The following is a 16,631-nucleotide window of genomic DNA, read 5'->3' as shown; positions in this document are numbered from 1 at the left end:
GGTCGCTCCATGTACCGGGAGAGATCCACGATGAACGCACCCGTCCTGCCCAAAGATGTGAAGGGGGCGCCCGAGAGCGTCACCACTGGCCCGATCCACGGCTCGCGCAAGGTCTATGCGAGCGTGCCCGGCCGCGCGGACATCCGGGTGCCGTTCCGCGAGATCGCTCTGACCGATCCCAAGGAAGCCCCCGTCCGCGTCTACGACCCGTCCGGCCCCTACACGGAGACGGATGCGCGCATCGATCTCGTCAACGGGCTCAAGCAGCTCCGCGAGCCCTGGATCGCGTCCCGCGGCTACGAGGCGGCCGTGCCGCGCGCGGTCAAGCCCGAGGACAACGGCTTCGCCTCGGCCGACAAGCTCGTGGCCCCCTGCCCGGCCGAGCGCACCCTGCGCAAGGCGGCCGCAGGCCAGATGGTGACGCAGTACGAGTTCGCCCGTGCCGGGATCGTCACCGAGGAGATGATCTACGTCGCCCACCGCGAGAATCTGTGCCGCGAGCAGATGCTGGAGCGGGCGGAAGTCGCGCTCGGCGACGGCGAGAGCTTCGGCGCCGCGGTGCCCGCCTTCATCACCCCCGAATTCGTGCGCGACGAGGTGGCGCGCGGCCGGGCGATCATTCCGGCCAACATCAACCACACCGAGCTCGAGCCGATGGCGATCGGCCGGAACTTCCTGGTCAAGATCAACGCCAATATCGGCAACTCGGCCGTGACCTCGTCGGCGGCCGAGGAGGTCGAGAAGCTGGTCTGGTCGATCCGCTGGGGCGCCGACACGGTGATGGACCTGTCGACGGGCCGCAACATCCACAACATCCGCTCGTGGATCTTGCGCAATTCCCCCGTGCCGATCGGGACCGTGCCGATCTACCAGGCGCTGGAGAAGGTCGGTGGCGACCCGCTGAAGCTCGATTGGGAGGTCTTCAAGGACACGCTCATCGAGCAGGCCGAGCAGGGCGTGGACTATTTCACCATCCATGCGGGCGTCCGCCTCGCCCACGTGCCGCTGACCGCGCGGCGCGTCACCGGCATCGTCTCGCGCGGCGGCTCGATCATGGCGCGCTGGTGCCTCGCCGGGCATCGCGAATCGTTCCTCTACGAGCGGTTCGACGAGATCTGCGACATCATGCGGGCCTACGACGTCTCGTTCTCGCTCGGCGACGGGCTGCGTCCGGGCTCCATCGCCGACGCGAACGATGCCGCGCAGTTCGCGGAGCTGGAGACGCTCGGCGAGCTCACCAAGATCGCCTGGGACAAGGGCTGCCAGGTGATGATCGAGGGCCCCGGCCACGTGCCGATGCACAAGATCAAGGTGAACATGGAAAAGCAGCTGCGCGAGTGCGGCGAGGCGCCGTTCTACACGCTCGGCCCGCTGACCACCGACATCGCGCCGGGCTATGACCACATCACCTCCGGCATCGGCGCCGCAATGATCGGCTGGTTCGGCACGGCGATGCTCTGCTACGTCACGCCGAAAGAGCATCTCGGCCTGCCCAACCGCGACGACGTGAAGACCGGCGTCATCACCTACAAGATCGCCGCGCACGCCGCCGACCTAGCCAAGGGCCATCCGGCCGCGCAGCTGCGAGACGATGCGCTTTCCCGCGCCCGTTTCGACTTCCGCTGGGAGGATCAGTTCAATCTCTCGCTCGATCCCGACACGGCGCGCAGCTACCACGACGAGACCCTGCCGAAGGACGCCCACAAGGTCGCGCATTTCTGCTCGATGTGCGGACCGAAGTTCTGCTCGATGAAGATCACGCAGGATCTGCGCGCCGAGGTGCTGGCCATGGAGGCCGCGGGCGAGGTGATCCACACCGCTCCCGTGATGTCCGAGGCCCAGCGCGCGGAGGGGATGCGGGCGAAGTCCGAGGAGTTCCTGGCCGAGGGCGGCAAGCTCTACGTCGACGCCGCCGAGTAGCGGCAAGCTATCCCGCGGCGGTCCGTCAAGCCGCCGCGGGAGGCTCCGGCAAAAGTCTGAAATTAGCGGGCAAATTCGTGATCCCGGTAACCGTATGTTTACGGTCGACCCGTGTTTCCGGGTGGCTTTAAGACCTGGGTAAGACTTCCGGCCTTTGATCCCGGGCAGACCTCATGCGCGGGAGATCAGCGATGAGTGAAATCGCCGGGATACGCCCGGTCGAGCGTTCAACAGGGGCGCCCGCCCCTGTCGAGGCCGTGACGTCGACCCAGGACTCGCGAGCGGGGGCGGATGCCACCGGGCGGATGCGAGACCCCCTCGAACCCGCCGTCACCCTCGATATCGGGCGCGGTGACGCCTCCGGCAGCGCGGAGCGCGGCGTGCAGTCCGAGTATCGCGGACGTTACGTGAGGCCGCCCGACTCTCAGGAGATCGTGTTCCAAGTCATCGACCCGGGCACAGGTACGGTGATGGTGCAGTTGCCGAGCCCGCAGGCGGTCGAGGCGCGCACCTATGCCGAGGCGGCCGCGGCCCGCGCGGCGAAGGCGGCTGAAGCCATGTCCCGCGCGCATCCGCTCGACCGCACCGCCTGAGCCGCGGGCAACGCCGGACTCTTCCCTCTCCGGATCCGCCGCTCCGCAGGGCTCGGCGGGGCGGGAACCGCGCGGTTCCCCCCTGCCCCGGGAGCGCCCTCCCCTGAACCGCGTGCCAAGTCGGACGGGCGTCAATCCGCCTGTTCGGCGACCCAGCGGCGCCACATGGCCTCGAACGCGTCGGCGAGGTCCGCGGAGAGGAGCTGGTGGTCCATGTGAGGGCTGCGCATCATCCGCCCGCGCAGGTCGTCGCGCAGGTCGAGCAGCCAGTCGCGGTCCTCCGCCATGCGCACCGCCAGATCGATATAGGCCTCCACGGTCGGAACGCTGAGTTCCGGCAGACCGACATTGTTCAGGATGGAGTGGCCCATGCGTGAGGAGAAGGTATCTCCTTCGAGGGCGATGAACGGCACCCCCATGTAGAGCGTATCGAGGCTCGTCGTGCCGCCGTTGTAGGGGAAGGGGTCGAGGGCGGCGTCGACGCGGTTGTTCAGCACGAAGCGGTTGCGCGGCAGGCGCGGCTCCAGGGTCACCCGGTCGAGCGGCAAGCCATTGTCGCTCAGCCGCTGCTCCACCTGTGCGCGGATCGCGTCGGAATCGACGCTCGCCACCTCCAGCAGGAGGCGCGCGTCCGGGATGCGCCGCTGGATCTCGGCCCAGGCCTGGAGGGTGCGGTCGCTGACCTTCGTGAAGCGGTTGAAGCAACCGAAGGTGAGGTGGCCGTTCTCCAGGAACGGTGCGCGCGGCGCGACGGCGGGCATTGTCGGGGTCGCTTGGTAGCAGGCGCTCACCCGGGGGAGCCGCCACAGGGTTTCCACGTAGAGGTCGTCGCCGATTCCCTCCGGCTCCGAGAAGCCCTCGGTGAAGCGGTAGTCGATCGCGCTCACGCCCGTCGAGGCGACGAAGCCGAGCCAGGTCACCTGAATCGGGGCAGGCTTGCGGGCGAAGACGAGAAGCCGGTTGCCCGCCGTGTGCCCGGACATGTCTACGAGGATGTCGATTCCGTCGGCCTCGATCAGGTCGGCCGTCTGGTCGTCGTCGAGACAGCGGATCGAGCGCCAGACGTCGAAATGGGTCTTGAGGCGCGCGGTCGCTTTGTCCTCTCCCGGGGTGTTGGAGTAGGCGAACAGTTCGAGCCGGGTCTTGTCGAAGTTGCGCAGAGCCGGCTCGAAGAAGTGGTTGACGGCGTGCTCGAAGAAGTCGCCGGAGACGAACCCGACGCGCAGGCGCCGCCCGGGTTCGCGGTCGTTCGTGAAGGGGCGGCGGCGCAGCAGCGGATCGGCGAAGGTGGTGCCGAAGGCGCGCGCGTCGGCGATGAACTCGGCGGGGTCATAGGCGTTCGCGTAGAGCCGGCTGAACAGCCGGTTGCTGTGGCTGCACACCAGCGTCGGATCGATGGCGAGCGCCTGGTCGAAGGCGGCGATCGCCTGCTCGATTCGGCCCATGTCGTGGTAGACGGTGCCCAGGTTGTTGTGGGCGAGCGCGCATTCGGCATTGAGCGCGATGGACGTCTCGAGATGCCTGATCGCATCCTCGAAGCGATGGGCCTTGTGCAGCACCAGCCCGAGATTGTTATGGGCCAGGAAGTTGTCCTCCCCGAGCTCGATCGCCTTTTCGAGACACTCGATGGCCGGGAGGAATTCACGCCGATTCGAGAAGATGTTCGAGAGGTTGACGAAGAAGCGCCCCGCGTTGCCGTCCTGGTAGATCGAGATGCTCATCAGATCGTAGGCGAGCTCCGGACGATCCGTCGATGCCGCGATCAGGCCTGCGAAATGGATGGCCTCGGAATTGTTCTCGTCGAGGAGAACGATGATGTCGACGAGCTCTTCCGCCTCCTTGAACTTGCGCTCGCCGAACAAGCCCTGCGCCTGCTGGTACAGGTTGCCGACGAGTGCGGTCTTGGTCGCCAGGGTGAGCGGGTCGGAGAAGGATTCGCGCGTGAACCGTTCGAGGATCGCGCGCGCGTCCGCGACGCGTCCGAGACCGAGCAGCGCGGTGGTGAGCGAGAGCCAGTAGCGTGGTTCGGCCGGGTTGCCCTTCAGGGCTGTTGTTAGATGGGGGATGGCGTCGTTGGCGAAGCCGGCCTGGACCTTGATGATGCCCAGCTTGTAGTTGGCCTCGGCATGGACCGCGTTGCGCTGTAAGACGCGCTCCAGCTGCTGCACGGCGTCGCGCAGGCGGCCGGCCTCCTGAAGCGCCGCCGCCTTGCGCAGGATGCGCTCCTCCAGCGGCGGCTGGCTCGTGAGCGTCGCCGTCTGCGTCCTGCCGGTGCGGGCCATGCGCGCCCCTCCCCTGCTGTACCGTGCCATCGGGCGCGGGCGCGCCGATGCGAGTGAGGCGGCGCGGCCCTTCAGAGCCCCGCCGCCTCGGAAATGTGTCGCGCCTGCCTAGAGCCGATCAGCGCAGGAGCTGGAGGATGCTCTGCTGGGCCTGGTTGGCGAGCGACAGCGCCGAGATGCCGAGCGACTGCCGGGTCGAGAGCGCCTGGGAGTTCGCCGCTTCCTCGTTCAGGTCCGCATCCGTCAGCTTCGAGGCGCCCGTGTCGAGCACGTTCTGAAGCTGCTTCGTGAAGTCCTGCCGGTTTTGCACCACCGAGAGGTTCGAGCCGAAGGTCGAGGCGCTGGAGCGCAGGGAGGCCGAGGCGGCGGTCAGCGTCGTCGCGGTCGCCTTGATGTCGGTGTCGAGCAGGAAGTTGCCGACATTGGCGTTGGTGCTCGAGGCGTTGGTGACCGCGCTGAGGCCGAGCCCGAGCGAGGTCGCGTCGATGCCCTGGACGTCGAGGTTCGACGTGTCCTTCTCGTTGAAGGCGATGTGCAGCTTGTTGGTCGAGGCGTTGCTCGAGATCAGGTTCACGCCGTTGTAGCTGGCGTCGCGGGCGAGCTGGTCGATCTGGGTCAGCAGGCTGTTGTACTGCGCGGCGAGGCTCGCGCGCTCCTTCACGCCCGTGACCGTCAGCTCCTTGGCCTGCGGCACGCCCGTGACCGTCGAGCCGGTGGTGCCGTAGACGGCCGAGGCGCCCGAGCCGGCGGTGAAGCCGAGCGCGGTCTGGCTGCTGGTGTTGGCGAACTCGATGTCGGCGTTCGCGCTGATCGCGATCTTCGTGCCGGCAGTATCCTTCGAGAAGATGTTGCCGACGCCCGCCGAGACCGCCGCCGAGTTCAGCGCGACGAGGGCCTGGTCGATGCTGGCGCTCGCCGCGATGGTGGCCGAGAAGGCCGTGCCGTTGGCGAACAGGTTGATCGTGGTCGAGCTGCTGCTCGCCGAGTAGGCGCTCGACGCCGTGCCCGAGGTGTTGATCTGGGTGGCGAGCGCCTGGTTGGCGGTGGACTTGGCGGAGTCCACGAGCTTCTGGATCGAGGTGAGGCCCTGGTTGGCCGCCTGGATCGTCTGGATGCCGTTCGAGATGTTGTCGAGCAGGGTGCCGAGGTCCGACGAACGGTTCGACAGCGACTGCGCCGTGAAGAAGTTGACCGGGTTGTCGAGGGCCGAGGAGACCTTCTTGCCGGTGGAGAGACGGTTCTGCGTCGTCGCTGTCAGCGAGGCGGTGTCCTGCAGCGAGAGCAGGTTCTGGCGCGTCGCGGCGGAGAGCGTGACATTGGTGGCCATGACGGGACCCACGGTTGGTGGACGGCGTTAAGGTTAAACAACCACGGGTTCGTTGCCATTCGGTTAAGGTTTCCGGAAGCTTGCGGCGGTTCGGGCCTGTCCTGACCCGTTTCGGCGCCGGGGCCAAAAAAGAACGGCCGGGCGCAACGCCCGGCCGTTCCATGCTTCGTCTGCCGCGCCCCGGGGACCGGGGCGCAAGCGGGGCTCAGCGCAGGAGCTGGAGGATGCTCTGCTGGGCCTGGTTGGCGAGCGACAGCGCCGAGATGCCGAGCGACTGCCGGGTCGAGAGCGCCTGGGAGTTCGCCGCTTCCTCGTTCAGGTCCGCATCCGTCAGCTTCGAGGCGCCCGTATCGAGCACGTTCTGAAGCTGCTTCGTGAAGTCCTGCCGGTTCTGCACCGTCGAGAGGTTCGAGCCGAAGGTCGAGGCACTGGTGCGCAGCGTCGATGACGCGCTCGTCAGCGTCGCCGCGGTCGACTTGATGTCGGTGTCGAGCAGGAAGTTGCCGACATTGGCGCTGGTACCCGAGGCGTTGGTGACCGCGTTGAGGCCGAGACCCTTCGAGGTCGCGTCCACGCCCTGGACGTCAAGGTTCGACGTGTCCTTCTCGTTGAACGAGATGTGCAGCTTGTTGGTCGAGGCGTTGTTCGAGATCAGGTTCACGCCGTTGTAGCTGGCGTCCTTGGCGAGCTGGTCGATCTGGGTCAGCAGGCTGTTGTACTGCGCGGCGAGGCTCGCGCGCTCCTTCACGCCCGTGACCGTCAGCTCCTTGGCCTGGGCGACGCCGGTGACCGTCGAGCCGGTGGTGCCGTAGACGGCCGAGGCGCCCGAGCCGGCGGTGAAGCCGAGCGCGGTCTGGCTGGTGGTGTCAGCGAACTCGATGTCGGCATTCGCGCTGATCGTGATCTTCGTGCCGGCGGTATCCTTCGAGAAGATGTTGCCGATGCCCGCCGAGGAGGCGGCCGAGTTCAGGGCGGTGAGGGCCTGGTCGATGTTGGAGCTCGCCGCGATGGTGGCCGAGAAGGCCGTGCCGTTGGCGAACAGGTTGATCGTGGTCGAGCTGCTGCTCGTCGAGAAGCCGCTCGAAGCCGTGCCGGTCGTGGTGATCTGGGTGGCGAGCGCCTGGTTGGCGGTGGATTTGGCGGAGTCCACGAGCTTCTGGATCGAGGTGAGGCCCTGGTTGGCCGCCTGGATCGCCTGGATGCCGTTCGAGATGTTGTCGAGCAGGGTGCCGAGGTCCGACGAGCGGTTCGACAGCGACTGCGCCGTGAAGAAGTTGACCGGGCTGTCGAGGGCCGAGGAGACCTTCTTGCCGGTGGAGAGACGGTTCTGCGTCGTCGCCGTCAGCGAGGCGGTGTCCTGCAGCGAGAGCAGGTTCTGGCGCGTCGAGGCGGAGAGCGTGACAGCGGAGGCCATGGTCGGTGATCCATATTGATCGGTGGACCGTCGTTTTGACGGCACATGAGACTGACCATGCCGGGCTCTGCCGAGCGGTTAAGCGGATCGGCGCAATTCGAACCTTTCCCCAGATCCGGGCCCGGTTCAGGGAAAACCGCGCCACTTTTTTCAATCGTCGTTAACGAGATCTGACCATGCTCCGGCCTCGACCCAGAGCCGGAGCCGCCCATGCCCCTCAAGATCGAGCTGAAGCCCTCGGAGCGCCTGATCATCAACGGCGCCCTCATCCGGAATCTCGACCGCAAGGCGACCCTGCTCGTCGAAGGCCGCTGCAAGTTCCTGCGCGAGAGCGAGATCATCCGGGAGAGCGAGGCGGACACCCCTTGCAAGAAGCTCTGCGTGACGCTGCAGGTCCTCTATCTCGCCGACGACCCGACCGCGCCGGAGAACCTGTTCGTGCAGCAATCGACGGAACTCATGGGCCTGATGCCGAGCGCCGGCCCCTTCCTGCTCGCGATCCACGATGCCATCGCCGCGCAGGAGTATCACCGGGCGATCAAGCTCGGGAAGCAGCTCGTCGCCCACGAGGCGGCGTCCCGCGAGGCCAGCGCGGCCTGACCAGGGGGGCGGGAAGGCGCGCAGGACTCGCGCGCCGCTCCGCCCTCAAACGGATTGATAGAGCTGCGAGAAGGTGACGACGTTCGTGATGCCGTGGGTCCGGGCCTGCCGGACGATATCGTCCGTGGACGATTTGGCGAGCACCACGAGGACCTGCGGCACCTTGGCCTTGAGGGCCTCGGGAAGGTTCAGGTCGATGCCGTGAACCTGCTTCACGTATCGCCCGATATAGGCGTCGACGAGGACGTGGATCCGGTCGGTCCGCAGGCCGCCGAATGTGACCAGGGCGTCGAAGATCCGCCCTCCCCCCCAGAAGCCGACCCGCTGGCGCTCCATCAGGGCGTTCAGCCGCTCGGCGATCCGCTTCAGAGTCTCGCGGTTCCGGCGCAGGGTTTCCGCATAGGCGGAGACCAGCGACGCGGCCTCGGCGGGGCGTGACGGGCGGTCGGGAGCGAAGGGCGCCGCGTTCAGGGGCTCTGCGGGGCGTGTCGCCACGAGGGTGACGTTCGAGATGTCCTCTTCCGGGCTGACGAACCGAAATTCGAAGCCCAGATGGGCCATGAACGCGCGGAGCAGATCGCGGTCGAAATGGAAGCTGTGCTTGTCGATGAAGAATTCCTCGGAGATCTCGGGATCCGTCAGGATGGCGAGATTCGGGACTTCGAGGAACAGGCGCCCGCCGGGCTTGAGGGACCGATAGATCCTGGCGAGCATGGCGCTCGCCGAGGCGGCATGCTCCAGCGTGTGCGAGCAATGGATCAGATCGAACGATTCCGCCGGTAGCGCGACGTCCTCGAAGCGCGCGATATCGAGCGCGACCTGCGGCAGGTCCTGGTAGGTCGAGACGACCGAGGCGTCGGGCTCGATCGCCGTGATCGCGGCGCCCGGCCGGATGCCGAGCAGCCAGTGGATGAAATCCCCGCGGTTCGAGCCGATGTCGAGCACGGTCGAGACCGTCTCCAGATGCACATGGGCCGTCAGGACCGGGATGGTGGCCTTCAGGCGCAGGCCCTTGCCGTGGCGGATGTTGCCCCAACCCGCGGCGCTGCTGATCGAGACCGTGCGGGTCTCCGGCTTGGGGGCGTGGTAGAGCGATTGCACCAAGCCGCACCGGCCGCAGACCGCGACCTCCGCCTTGCGGTCCGAATGGAGCACGGCATAGGCCGCCTCCCCGTCCGCGGCGCCGCAGAAGTCGCAGCGGAAGCCTTCAATACGTGACACGATACGGCTCCCTCTCCGCGTAGCCGAGACGTTCCATCATCGGCCATGCGATCTCGGTGAATTGTGCCGCCTGCTTGGGCGTGAGCTTGAAATCCATGGGGAAGAACACCCCCTGGGGCGTCTGCATCGTCTCGAAGTACGGGTCGCTGTAGTCGATGCCGACCATGGCGAGGAACCGTGCGAGAAGGTCCCTGTCGCCCGTCAGATCCTCGAGACGGACGAAGAGTTTCTGCGCGTCCGGGATCCGGGTGAAGCTTTCGAGGATGACGCGGTTGGACTCGCTCCAGTGATAGGCCATCCTCTGGTATTGGTCGAAACCGGGAAACGCCTCGCAGAAAGGCTGGCCCTGGCGCGGAATGTTCCACCAGTACTTCTTCTCCGGCGGCGGCTTCGGCACCGCATGCGGATCGTCGAGCCAGGCCGAGAGCGCGGCCGTGCTGTCGTCGTCGTAGGATTCGCTCGTGAGCTTATGGAGGAAGGAACTCGTGACGTTGCGTCCGTCGCGCGCCAGATGGATGAAGCGCGCCTTGGGGAACAGGTCCAGGATCGGCTCGATGAGCCACGACAGCTTGTTGGAGCTGTCGACGAAGTAACGCGCCTTGGAATAGTGGATGCCCGCCCCATGGGCTTCCATGAAGCGCGCCTTGGCCTCGTCCCTGCTGCAGAGTCCCATGTAATATTCGCACGCCACCGGCTGGATATGCGTGCAGAGATATTCGTGGTGCGCCTCGATCGTATCGTGCCCCGCCAGGAGCTTCGAGATCATGCGCGTTCCCGAGCGGCCGCTGCCGACGATGAAGACGGGGATCGTATCGCTTGCCATGGGGCCTACCTCGCCGCCGCGAGCACGTCACGGTCGATCTGATGCTGATGTTCGATGTACCAACGGTAGAGATTGTCCATGCTCGTGCGCAGGTCGCGAAACGGAAAGTCGCCGATGTCGCTGAGCAGGCGCGTATTGTCGCCGCTATAGTCCCGGCCGAGGCCGCCTTCGAAGATCTCGATCGGGAGATCCTTGCCTGAGATCTCGAGCGCCATCCGGGCGATCGCCGACAGGCGGACGCCTCGGCCGGTGCAGACATTGTAGACCGTGTGCGTGGGCTCGTTCTCCAGGAACCACCCGGTGATCGCCGCAAGGTCGGCCACGTCGAGATAATCGAATACGGTGTCCTGGCGGATGGTGATCGGCAGGTCGAACAGGGCCTTGCACAGCACATTCGAGATGAAGCGGATGCGCCAGTCCTCGTGCGGGCCGAACACGCCGAACAGCCGGAGATTGCAGAGTTTCTCAGCCCTCTCGACATGGAGCGATTGCAGGTATTTCGACAGGCCGTAATCGTTCTGCGGCAGCGCCTGCCCGAAATGATCCTCCGTCACGAAAGGCGGCATCGCCGTCTTGGCATATTCGGCGCCGGAGCCGTAATGGATCATCCGGCCGAAGCTGTCCGCGCAGCGCGCGACGTTGAAGAACATTTGCAGGTTGTTCTGCAAGGTCAGCGAGCGGTCCTTCGTGGAGGCTGGCGTCGCGTCCCAGGTCGCCGCATGAACGATTGCATCGAAGCGGCCGGCCCGGAGATAGGTGCGGGTCGCCTCCGCATCGAGCAGGTTCAGCGCGGCGCTGCCGGGGGCCGCGACCTCGCAGGTGGCCGACAGGGCCGCGACGACGTTGCGCCCGATGAAGCCCGAGCCCCCGGTGACGAGAACCCGCTTCACCGCGGCACCCTATGCTGAGGATGCCGATGAGCCGCGGTACCGGCGCTCATCGGCGGCGCGTCACGAGGTGCTCGGGCACCGCTTCCGAGGCGGGATCGACCGGCACCAGCATGTTCGCGAAGAACTCGTCGCGCGGCAGGAGCGGCGACATGTCCTCGAGCGGCATCGACAGGATCGAGCCGTCGGGCTGCGGCAGCGCCGCCGATTTGGGGAAGAGGGCCTCGTCCTGCACGACGCGCACGTCCACGAGGAGCGGGCCGGTCGCGTCGAGCGCCCGCCGGATGCCGGCCTTCAGGTCGGCGACATCCGCGATGGCGAAGGCGTCCCAGCCGAAGGTGCGGGCGAGCGGCACGAGGTCCGGAATGTCCAGCTTGCCCTGCGGCCCGCTGCCGACATAGCGGCCCTCGAAATAGTTGCGCTGCGTGTTGCGGATCGAGGCGTAGCCGCCATTGTTGACCACGAACAGCCGCAGCGGCAGGCCGAGCGTCGCGATGGTCTGCAATTCCTGCAGGTTCATCATCAGCGAGCCGTCGCTCTCGATGCCGATGAAGGGCCGGCGGTCCGAGGCCATGTAGGCGCCGATCATCGCCGGCAGGCCGTAGCCCATCGCTCCGAGGCCGGAGGTGAGGAAGACGCGCTGGCCCGGCTTGTTGCGGAAGCCCGTGTAGAAGAACTCGACCGCGAGGCCGGAGCTGCCGGTGACGATGAGGCTGTCCTCGGGCAATTCGTCGGAGAGGGCGTCAGTCAGGTGGAAATGGCCGATCGGGCCGGATTCCGGGAAGGGGGCGCCGTCGTTGATCGGATAGCGCGCCTTCCAGTCGGCGCAGCGGGCGAGCCAGCCGGAGCGGTCCGGCACCTGCGCCGCGCGCGCCTCCGGCAGGAGGGCGGCGATGAAGTCGCGGGCATCGGCCTCGATGCGCCGGGCGAAGCCCGCATTGCCGGCGAACTTGGCGAGTTCGGCCGGGTCCACGTCGACCACGATCTTCTGCGCGTGGCGGCCGAACTTGGCCGGGTTGTAGGCGGTGACCACGTTGTCGAGGCGGGCGCCGATGCTGAGGATCAGGTCGGCATTCTGCACGGCGAAATTCGGCGGGCGCAGCGCCACCGTGCCCGGCTTGCCGATGCTGAGGGGATGGCTCGCCGGGATCAGGTCGGTGGCGTTCCAGGTCGTCGCCACCGGCACCTGCAGCGCCTCGTAGAGCTCGCGGAACGGCCCGGCCGCCTCGGCGAGACGGATGCCGTGTCCGGCGAGGATGAGGGGCCGCTCGGCACGCGCCAGCATCGCCATGACGGCGCCGGCTTCCGCGCGGAGCGGCGCCTCGGGCGCGGGCGGCGGCGGCATGAAGGGCGCGAGCGCTTCGGGATCGATCGGCGCATTCTGCACGTCGAGCGGGATGTCGAGCCAGACCGGGCCGCGCCGACCGGTGGTCGCCGCGTGAACCGCCTCCTCCAGGTGCCGCCGGATGGCGAGCGGGTCCATCACGCGGGCGACGAATTTGGTGATCGGGCGCACGATCGAGACGATGTCGACCTCCTGCGGGCCCATCTGGCGCACGCCGCTCTCCCCGATCAGGTCGGCGCGCTTGACCTGGCCGGAGATGATCAGGAGAGGCACCGACTCGATCCAGGCGCCCGCGCAGCCGGTCACCGCGTTGGTCGCGCCCGGCCCCGTGGTGACGACGGCGCAGCCGAGCCGCCCGTTGATGCGGGCATAGGCCTCGGCCGCGATGCTGGAGGCCTGCTCGTGGTGGTTGGCCACGTAGGTCAGATCGGGATGGTTGCCGAAGGCGTCCACGAGGTACATGGCGCCCCCGCCCGGCACCAGGAAGACGCATTCCACGCCCTGCCGGGCGACGAAGCCTGCCACATAGTCGGCAAGGCGAACCGGACCAGTCATCGTCGTGTCTCTCGTCGCGGCCGGCGGGCTCTCAGCCGAGCCAGTACCGGAGGAAGGTCTTGCGCTCGGCCGTGCCGGCGATGGCGGGGTCGGTGTAGAAGGAATCGTCCGCCGCATGGGTTGTCGAGATCTCCTCGAACACCGCCCCCGTCGCGCTCTCGAAGGCGTGCCGCACGCCCGGCGCGATGGTGACGACGGAGCCCGGGCGGCAAGGCTGCGCCACCCCGTCGAGGGTCAGGGTCAGGTCGCCGTGGAGGACGTGGAAGGTCTCCTCCTTGCTGCGGTGGTACTGCTCCGGATGGGCCTGGCCCGGCAGCACGACGATCAGCTTCTTGCAGTAGCCGCGGTTGACCACCGTCACCATGGTGATGCCGTGGCTCTCGAAGCGGTCGAGCCCGTAATGGTGCGAGATCTCGAGCTCCGCCTCGCCGGGCACCACGCCGCGGCTCTCGGCGATCAGGGCCTTCACCCGCTCGACGATCGAGAGGATGCGGGCGCGCACCTCCTCGCGCCGCGTCTGCTGGCCCATCACGGGCGCGCCGGCCGGGATGGCGTCGGTCGCGGTGAAATGGGTGTATTTCGACCAGTCGTTGGCGGTCACCTGCCCCGCTTGCGTCGGGATCGCGAAGAACACGTCCCCGTCGCGCAGGCGCTCGCCGGGGCGGATGGGCCGCTTGGCGAAGGCGCCGCGGCGGAGATCCCGCAGGGCCGCGAGCTCGCCCTCCGAGGGCTCGACGCGCTGGCCCGACACGCCCGCGCAGGCATAGGCCTTGGCCGCCGCGTCGAGCCAGGCCTTGGCCTGGGCCGGCGAGGCCGAATAGGCGTTGAGTGCGTAGGCCTCGGTCGGCACGCCCACATGCTTCTCGAACAGGCTCGCGCCCTTGGCGATCGCCATGGCCACCGGCAGCGTCTCGTCCGGGTCCTCGTGCGTCGAGTAGCCGATGCGCAGATGCGGGTAGCGGGCCTGGAGCAGGTCGATCTGGTTGAGCTGGAGGTCCGCGGCCGGGGTCGGATACTGCGCGACGCAGGCCATCAGCGCGAAGTCCTTCTGCCGGTTGCGCATGAAGGCGACGACGTTGTCGAGATCGTCGAGGGCGATGCCGGCGGTGGAGCCGATCACCGGCAGGTCGGTGGCGCCGATCTTTTCGAGCAGCGGCCAGTCGGTGAAGGAGCAGCTCGCGATCTTGAGGATGTCGAACCCGTCCGCGACGATCCGGTCGACGGAGGCCTCGTCGAAGGGCGTGCACATGGCGGAGAGCCCGTGGCCCTTGATCGCCGCCACCAGGCGCCGCGTCTCCTCGCGGCTGAGCCGGGTCTCGGAGAAGCGCTTGATGTACTTGATGTCCGTCCGGCCCTGGAAATCCGGGTGGATGAAGGTGTCGAGCTCGCGGAACTGCAGCTTGATCGCGAAGCGGAAGGCGTAGCCGCGCGCGATCTCGGCGAAGGTGTCGATGATGCGCAGGCCGTGCTCGACATCTCCCATGTGATTGTTGGCCAGCTCGAAGATCACGAGCGGCTCGGGGATGCGCGAGGGCTGAGGCGTCGGGTGGGCGGGCATCATGTGCTTTCCGGGTTCCGGCCCCGTCACGCTGTGAGGCGGGCGGTGGACGGGCGGGCTTGGGCTACGGCGCCGCCGACGGGAGAGGCCGGGTGGTTCGTGTAATCCGCGATCTGGCCGAGGGCGAGCCGGCGCAGGTCCGCGCCCGACAGGTCGGCGCGGTAGAGGGCAACGCTCGCGGCGAGAGCCTGGTCGAGGTCCCAGCGCGGCGCCCAGCCGAGGCGCGCGCGCGCCTTGGCGGACTCGAGGTGCAGGAGGTGCGCCTCGTGCGGGGCGCCGGGCTCTGGGACCGCCTGCCAGCCCTCGGGGCGCCCCCACAGCCGGCAGAACGTCTCGGCCACGGTGCCGACCGTCGCCTCCGAGCCCGCATCGGGTCCGAAGTTCCAGGCCTCGCCGGAGACAGGACCCGACTCGCCGGAGGCGCCCTCCCCCGTCGCCGCGCGCTCGGCGAGGAGCAGATAGCCGCAGAGCGGTTCGAGGACGTGCTGCCAGGGACGGACCGCGCCGGGATTGCGGATCGGCACCGGCCTGCCGGCCATGAGGCCGCGCGCGAGGTCGGGCACGAGGCGGTCCGCCGCCCAGTCGCCGCCGCCCACCACGTTGCCGGCCCGGGCCGTTGCCACGCGCAGGCGGCCGGCGGCGCCGAAGGAGCGGGCATAGGCCAGGGCCGCGATCTCGGCGCAGGCCTTGCTGGCGCTGTAGGGATCATGGCCGCCGAGCGGATCGCCCTCGACATGGGCGCGCCCGGTCTCGCGGTTCTCGTAGCACTTGTCGCTCGTCACCACGATCACCGGGCAGGCGCCGCCGAGGCCGCGGACCGCCTCCAGCAGATGCACCGTGCCCATCAGGTTCGCCGCGAAGGTCGCCGCCGGCTCCGCGTAGGAGGCGCGCACCAGGGATTGCGCGGCGAGATGGATCACCACTTCCGGCTCCCTCCGCGCCACGGCTTCGCGCGTCGCCGCCGCGTCGCGGATGTCGCCGCGCCCGTCGGAGGCGAGGGGCAGAGGGCCCGCATCCGCGTAGAGGCTTCGCCCCGGCAGCGGCCCGTCGGAGAAGCCGTGGACCCGCGCGCCGAGCGCGTGCAGCCAGAGGGCGGCCCAGGCGCCCTTGAAGCCGGTATGGCCCGTGAGCAGCACGCGCCGCCCCGCCCAGAAGGCGGGATCGGGCAGGCCGCCGGCCATGGGGCTCGCGCTCACCAGCGCTTCCACGGCGCTTCGCCCCGGTCCCAGAGATCCTCGAGGTGCAGCTTGTCGCGCAGCATGTCCATCGGGTGCCAGAAGCCCATATGGCGGAAGGCGCACATCTGGCCCTCGCGGGCCAGGGACTCCATCGGTTCCTGCTCCCACACGGTGTCGTCGCCCTCGATCCGGTCGAGGGCCTCGGGGGTCAGCACGAAGAAGCCGCCATTGATGAAGTCGTTGGCCGCGCTCGGCTTCTCCTTGAAGCTCGTCACCTGGTCGCCGTCGAGGCCGAGCGCGCCGAAGCGGGCGGCGGGCGCCACTGCGGTGACCGTGGCGAGCCGCCCATGGTCCCGGTGGAAGGCGATCAGGTCCGAGAGGTCGATATTCGCGAGGCCGTCGCCGTAGGTCATGCAGAAGGGGGCATCGCCCAGATACTTGCGGACGCGGCGCAGGCGGCCGCCGGTCATCGTCGCCTCGCCCGTCTCGACGAGGGTGATCTGCCAGGGCTCGGAGGTGTTGCTGTGCACCGTGGTGGTGTTGGTGCGCAGATCGATCGTCACGTCGGAATTGTGCAGGTAATAGTTCGAAAAATATTCCTTGATCATATAGCCCTTGTAGCCGAGGCAGATGATGAATTCCGTCAGGCCAAAGGACGAATAATACTTCATGATATGCCAGATGATCGGCTTGCCTGCGAGCTCGACCATCGGCTTCGGCCGGATCAGGGTCTCCTCGCCGAGCCGCGTCCCGCGTCCGCCGGCCAAGATGACGACTTTCATGGCTCCTCGTCCTCACCGATCGAGCGCGCACGGGCGGAGAGCCGAGGCCCGGTGACCGCGCGGCGATCAAATGCGATCATGGTTAACCAAATCTTTCTTTTCCCGCCGCAAGCCTGCGGCGGACCCAATCCAGCCGCCGGGCCGTC

The 16,631-nt window shown here is 67.8% G+C and carries 13 protein-coding genes; 3 read left to right on the top strand and 10 right to left on the bottom strand.

The features are described 5' to 3' along the window. Positions 1-30: 30 nt before the first annotated feature. Positions 31-1,920, top strand: a complete 1,890-nt coding sequence (thiC, locus tag MTDSW087_RS12325) for a phosphomethylpyrimidine synthase ThiC (protein ID WP_144764217.1) — start codon at positions 31-33, stop codon at positions 1,918-1,920. Between the two features lie 191 nt (positions 1,921-2,111). Then, the gene (locus MTDSW087_RS12320; RefSeq protein ID WP_144764215.1) at positions 2,112-2,513 is read left to right on the top strand and encodes a hypothetical protein; all 402 of its coding nucleotides are present in this window, start codon (positions 2,112-2,114) and stop codon (positions 2,511-2,513) included. 131 nt (positions 2,514-2,644) lie between these two features. On the opposite strand, the gene MTDSW087_RS12315 is transcribed toward MTDSW087_RS12320, so the two are convergent. The 3 genes from MTDSW087_RS12315 to MTDSW087_RS12305 form a co-directional block, all read right to left on the bottom strand. Next, entirely contained in the window at positions 2,645-4,795 is a 2,151-nt protein-coding gene (locus tag MTDSW087_RS12315) for a tetratricopeptide repeat protein (RefSeq protein WP_186383822.1), read from the bottom strand. A gap of 118 nt (positions 4,796-4,913) precedes the next feature. After that, entirely contained in the window at positions 4,914-6,122 is a 1,209-nt protein-coding gene (locus MTDSW087_RS12310) for a flagellin N-terminal helical domain-containing protein (RefSeq protein ID WP_144764211.1), read from the bottom strand. 205 nt (positions 6,123-6,327) lie between these two features. Then, on the bottom strand, positions 6,328-7,536 hold the full coding sequence (locus MTDSW087_RS12305; RefSeq protein WP_144764209.1) for a flagellin N-terminal helical domain-containing protein: 1,209 nt from the start codon (positions 7,534-7,536) through the stop codon (positions 6,328-6,330). Positions 7,537-7,746: 210 nt separating this feature from the next. On the opposite strand from MTDSW087_RS12305, the gene MTDSW087_RS12300 reads away from it, so the two are divergent. Further along, positions 7,747-8,136, top strand: a complete 390-nt coding sequence (locus MTDSW087_RS12300) for a flagellar biosynthesis repressor FlbT (RefSeq protein WP_144764207.1) — start codon at positions 7,747-7,749, stop codon at positions 8,134-8,136. A gap of 45 nt (positions 8,137-8,181) precedes the next feature. Here the strand turns inward: MTDSW087_RS12300 and MTDSW087_RS12295 are convergent, their stop codons facing one another. The 7 genes from MTDSW087_RS12295 to rfbF are packed head-to-tail and all read right to left on the bottom strand — an operon-like array spanning position 8,182 to position 16,485. Next, positions 8,182-9,357, bottom strand: a complete 1,176-nt coding sequence (locus MTDSW087_RS12295; RefSeq protein ID WP_186383821.1) for a class I SAM-dependent methyltransferase — start codon at positions 9,355-9,357, stop codon at positions 8,182-8,184. After that, entirely contained in the window at positions 9,344-10,180 is an 837-nt protein-coding gene (locus MTDSW087_RS12290; protein WP_144764204.1) for a sulfotransferase family protein, read from the bottom strand. The genes MTDSW087_RS12295 and MTDSW087_RS12290 overlap by 14 nt, the downstream gene beginning before the upstream one ends. Positions 10,181-10,185: 5 nt before the next feature. Beyond that, positions 10,186-11,070 (bottom strand): NAD-dependent epimerase/dehydratase family protein, encoded by an 885-nt coding sequence (locus MTDSW087_RS12285; RefSeq protein WP_144764202.1) that lies wholly within the window; start codon positions 11,068-11,070, stop codon positions 10,186-10,188. A gap of 46 nt (positions 11,071-11,116) precedes the next feature. Next, positions 11,117-12,967: a thiamine pyrophosphate-binding protein gene (locus tag MTDSW087_RS12280; RefSeq protein ID WP_144764200.1), complete on the bottom strand. Its 1,851-nt coding sequence runs from the start codon at positions 12,965-12,967 to the stop codon at positions 11,117-11,119. A 31-nt stretch (positions 12,968-12,998) separates the two neighbouring features. Then, on the bottom strand, positions 12,999-14,528 hold the full coding sequence (locus MTDSW087_RS12275; protein WP_210248284.1) for an N-acetylneuraminate synthase family protein: 1,530 nt from the start codon (positions 14,526-14,528) through the stop codon (positions 12,999-13,001). Positions 14,529-14,551: 23 nt separating this feature from the next. Continuing rightward, the gene (gene rfbG / locus MTDSW087_RS12270) at positions 14,552-15,721 is read right to left on the bottom strand and encodes a CDP-glucose 4,6-dehydratase (protein WP_306421675.1); all 1,170 of its coding nucleotides are present in this window, start codon (positions 15,719-15,721) and stop codon (positions 14,552-14,554) included. Further along, entirely contained in the window at positions 15,718-16,485 is a 768-nt protein-coding gene (gene rfbF / locus MTDSW087_RS12265) for a glucose-1-phosphate cytidylyltransferase (protein ID WP_144764198.1), read from the bottom strand. The genes rfbG and rfbF overlap by 4 nt, the downstream gene beginning before the upstream one ends. Positions 16,486-16,631: the final 146 nt, after the last annotated feature.

This window comes from Methylobacterium dankookense (genome assembly GCF_902141855.1).
GTDB lineage: Bacteria > Pseudomonadota > Alphaproteobacteria > Rhizobiales > Beijerinckiaceae > Methylobacterium > Methylobacterium dankookense.
The sequence above is the reverse complement of the archived record's forward strand: the minus strand, read 5'-3'. Positions and strand labels throughout refer to the sequence as shown.

Coding starts and splice junctions, on each gene's coding strand:
- thiC (WP_144764217.1), top strand. CDS start 31: ATGAACGCACCCGTCCTGCCCAAAGATGTGAAGGGGGCGCCCGAGAGC.
- MTDSW087_RS12320 (WP_144764215.1), top strand. CDS start 2,112: ATGAGTGAAATCGCCGGGATACGCCCGGTCGAGCGTTCAACAGGGGCG.
- MTDSW087_RS12315 (WP_186383822.1), bottom strand. CDS start 4,795: ATGGCCCGCACCGGCAGGACGCAGACGGCGACGCTCACGAGCCAGCCG.
- MTDSW087_RS12310 (WP_144764211.1), bottom strand. CDS start 6,122: ATGGCCACCAATGTCACGCTCTCCGCCGCGACGCGCCAGAACCTGCTC.
- MTDSW087_RS12305 (WP_144764209.1), bottom strand. CDS start 7,536: ATGGCCTCCGCTGTCACGCTCTCCGCCTCGACGCGCCAGAACCTGCTC.
- MTDSW087_RS12300 (WP_144764207.1), top strand. CDS start 7,747: ATGCCCCTCAAGATCGAGCTGAAGCCCTCGGAGCGCCTGATCATCAAC.
- MTDSW087_RS12290 (WP_144764204.1), bottom strand. CDS start 10,180: ATGGCAAGCGATACGATCCCCGTCTTCATCGTCGGCAGCGGCCGCTCG.
- MTDSW087_RS12280 (WP_144764200.1), bottom strand. CDS start 12,967: ATGACTGGTCCGGTTCGCCTTGCCGACTATGTGGCAGGCTTCGTCGCC.
- MTDSW087_RS12275 (WP_210248284.1), bottom strand. CDS start 14,528: ATGATGCCCGCCCACCCGACGCCTCAGCCCTCGCGCATCCCCGAGCCG.
- rfbF (WP_144764198.1), bottom strand. CDS start 16,485: ATGAAAGTCGTCATCTTGGCCGGCGGACGCGGGACGCGGCTCGGCGAG.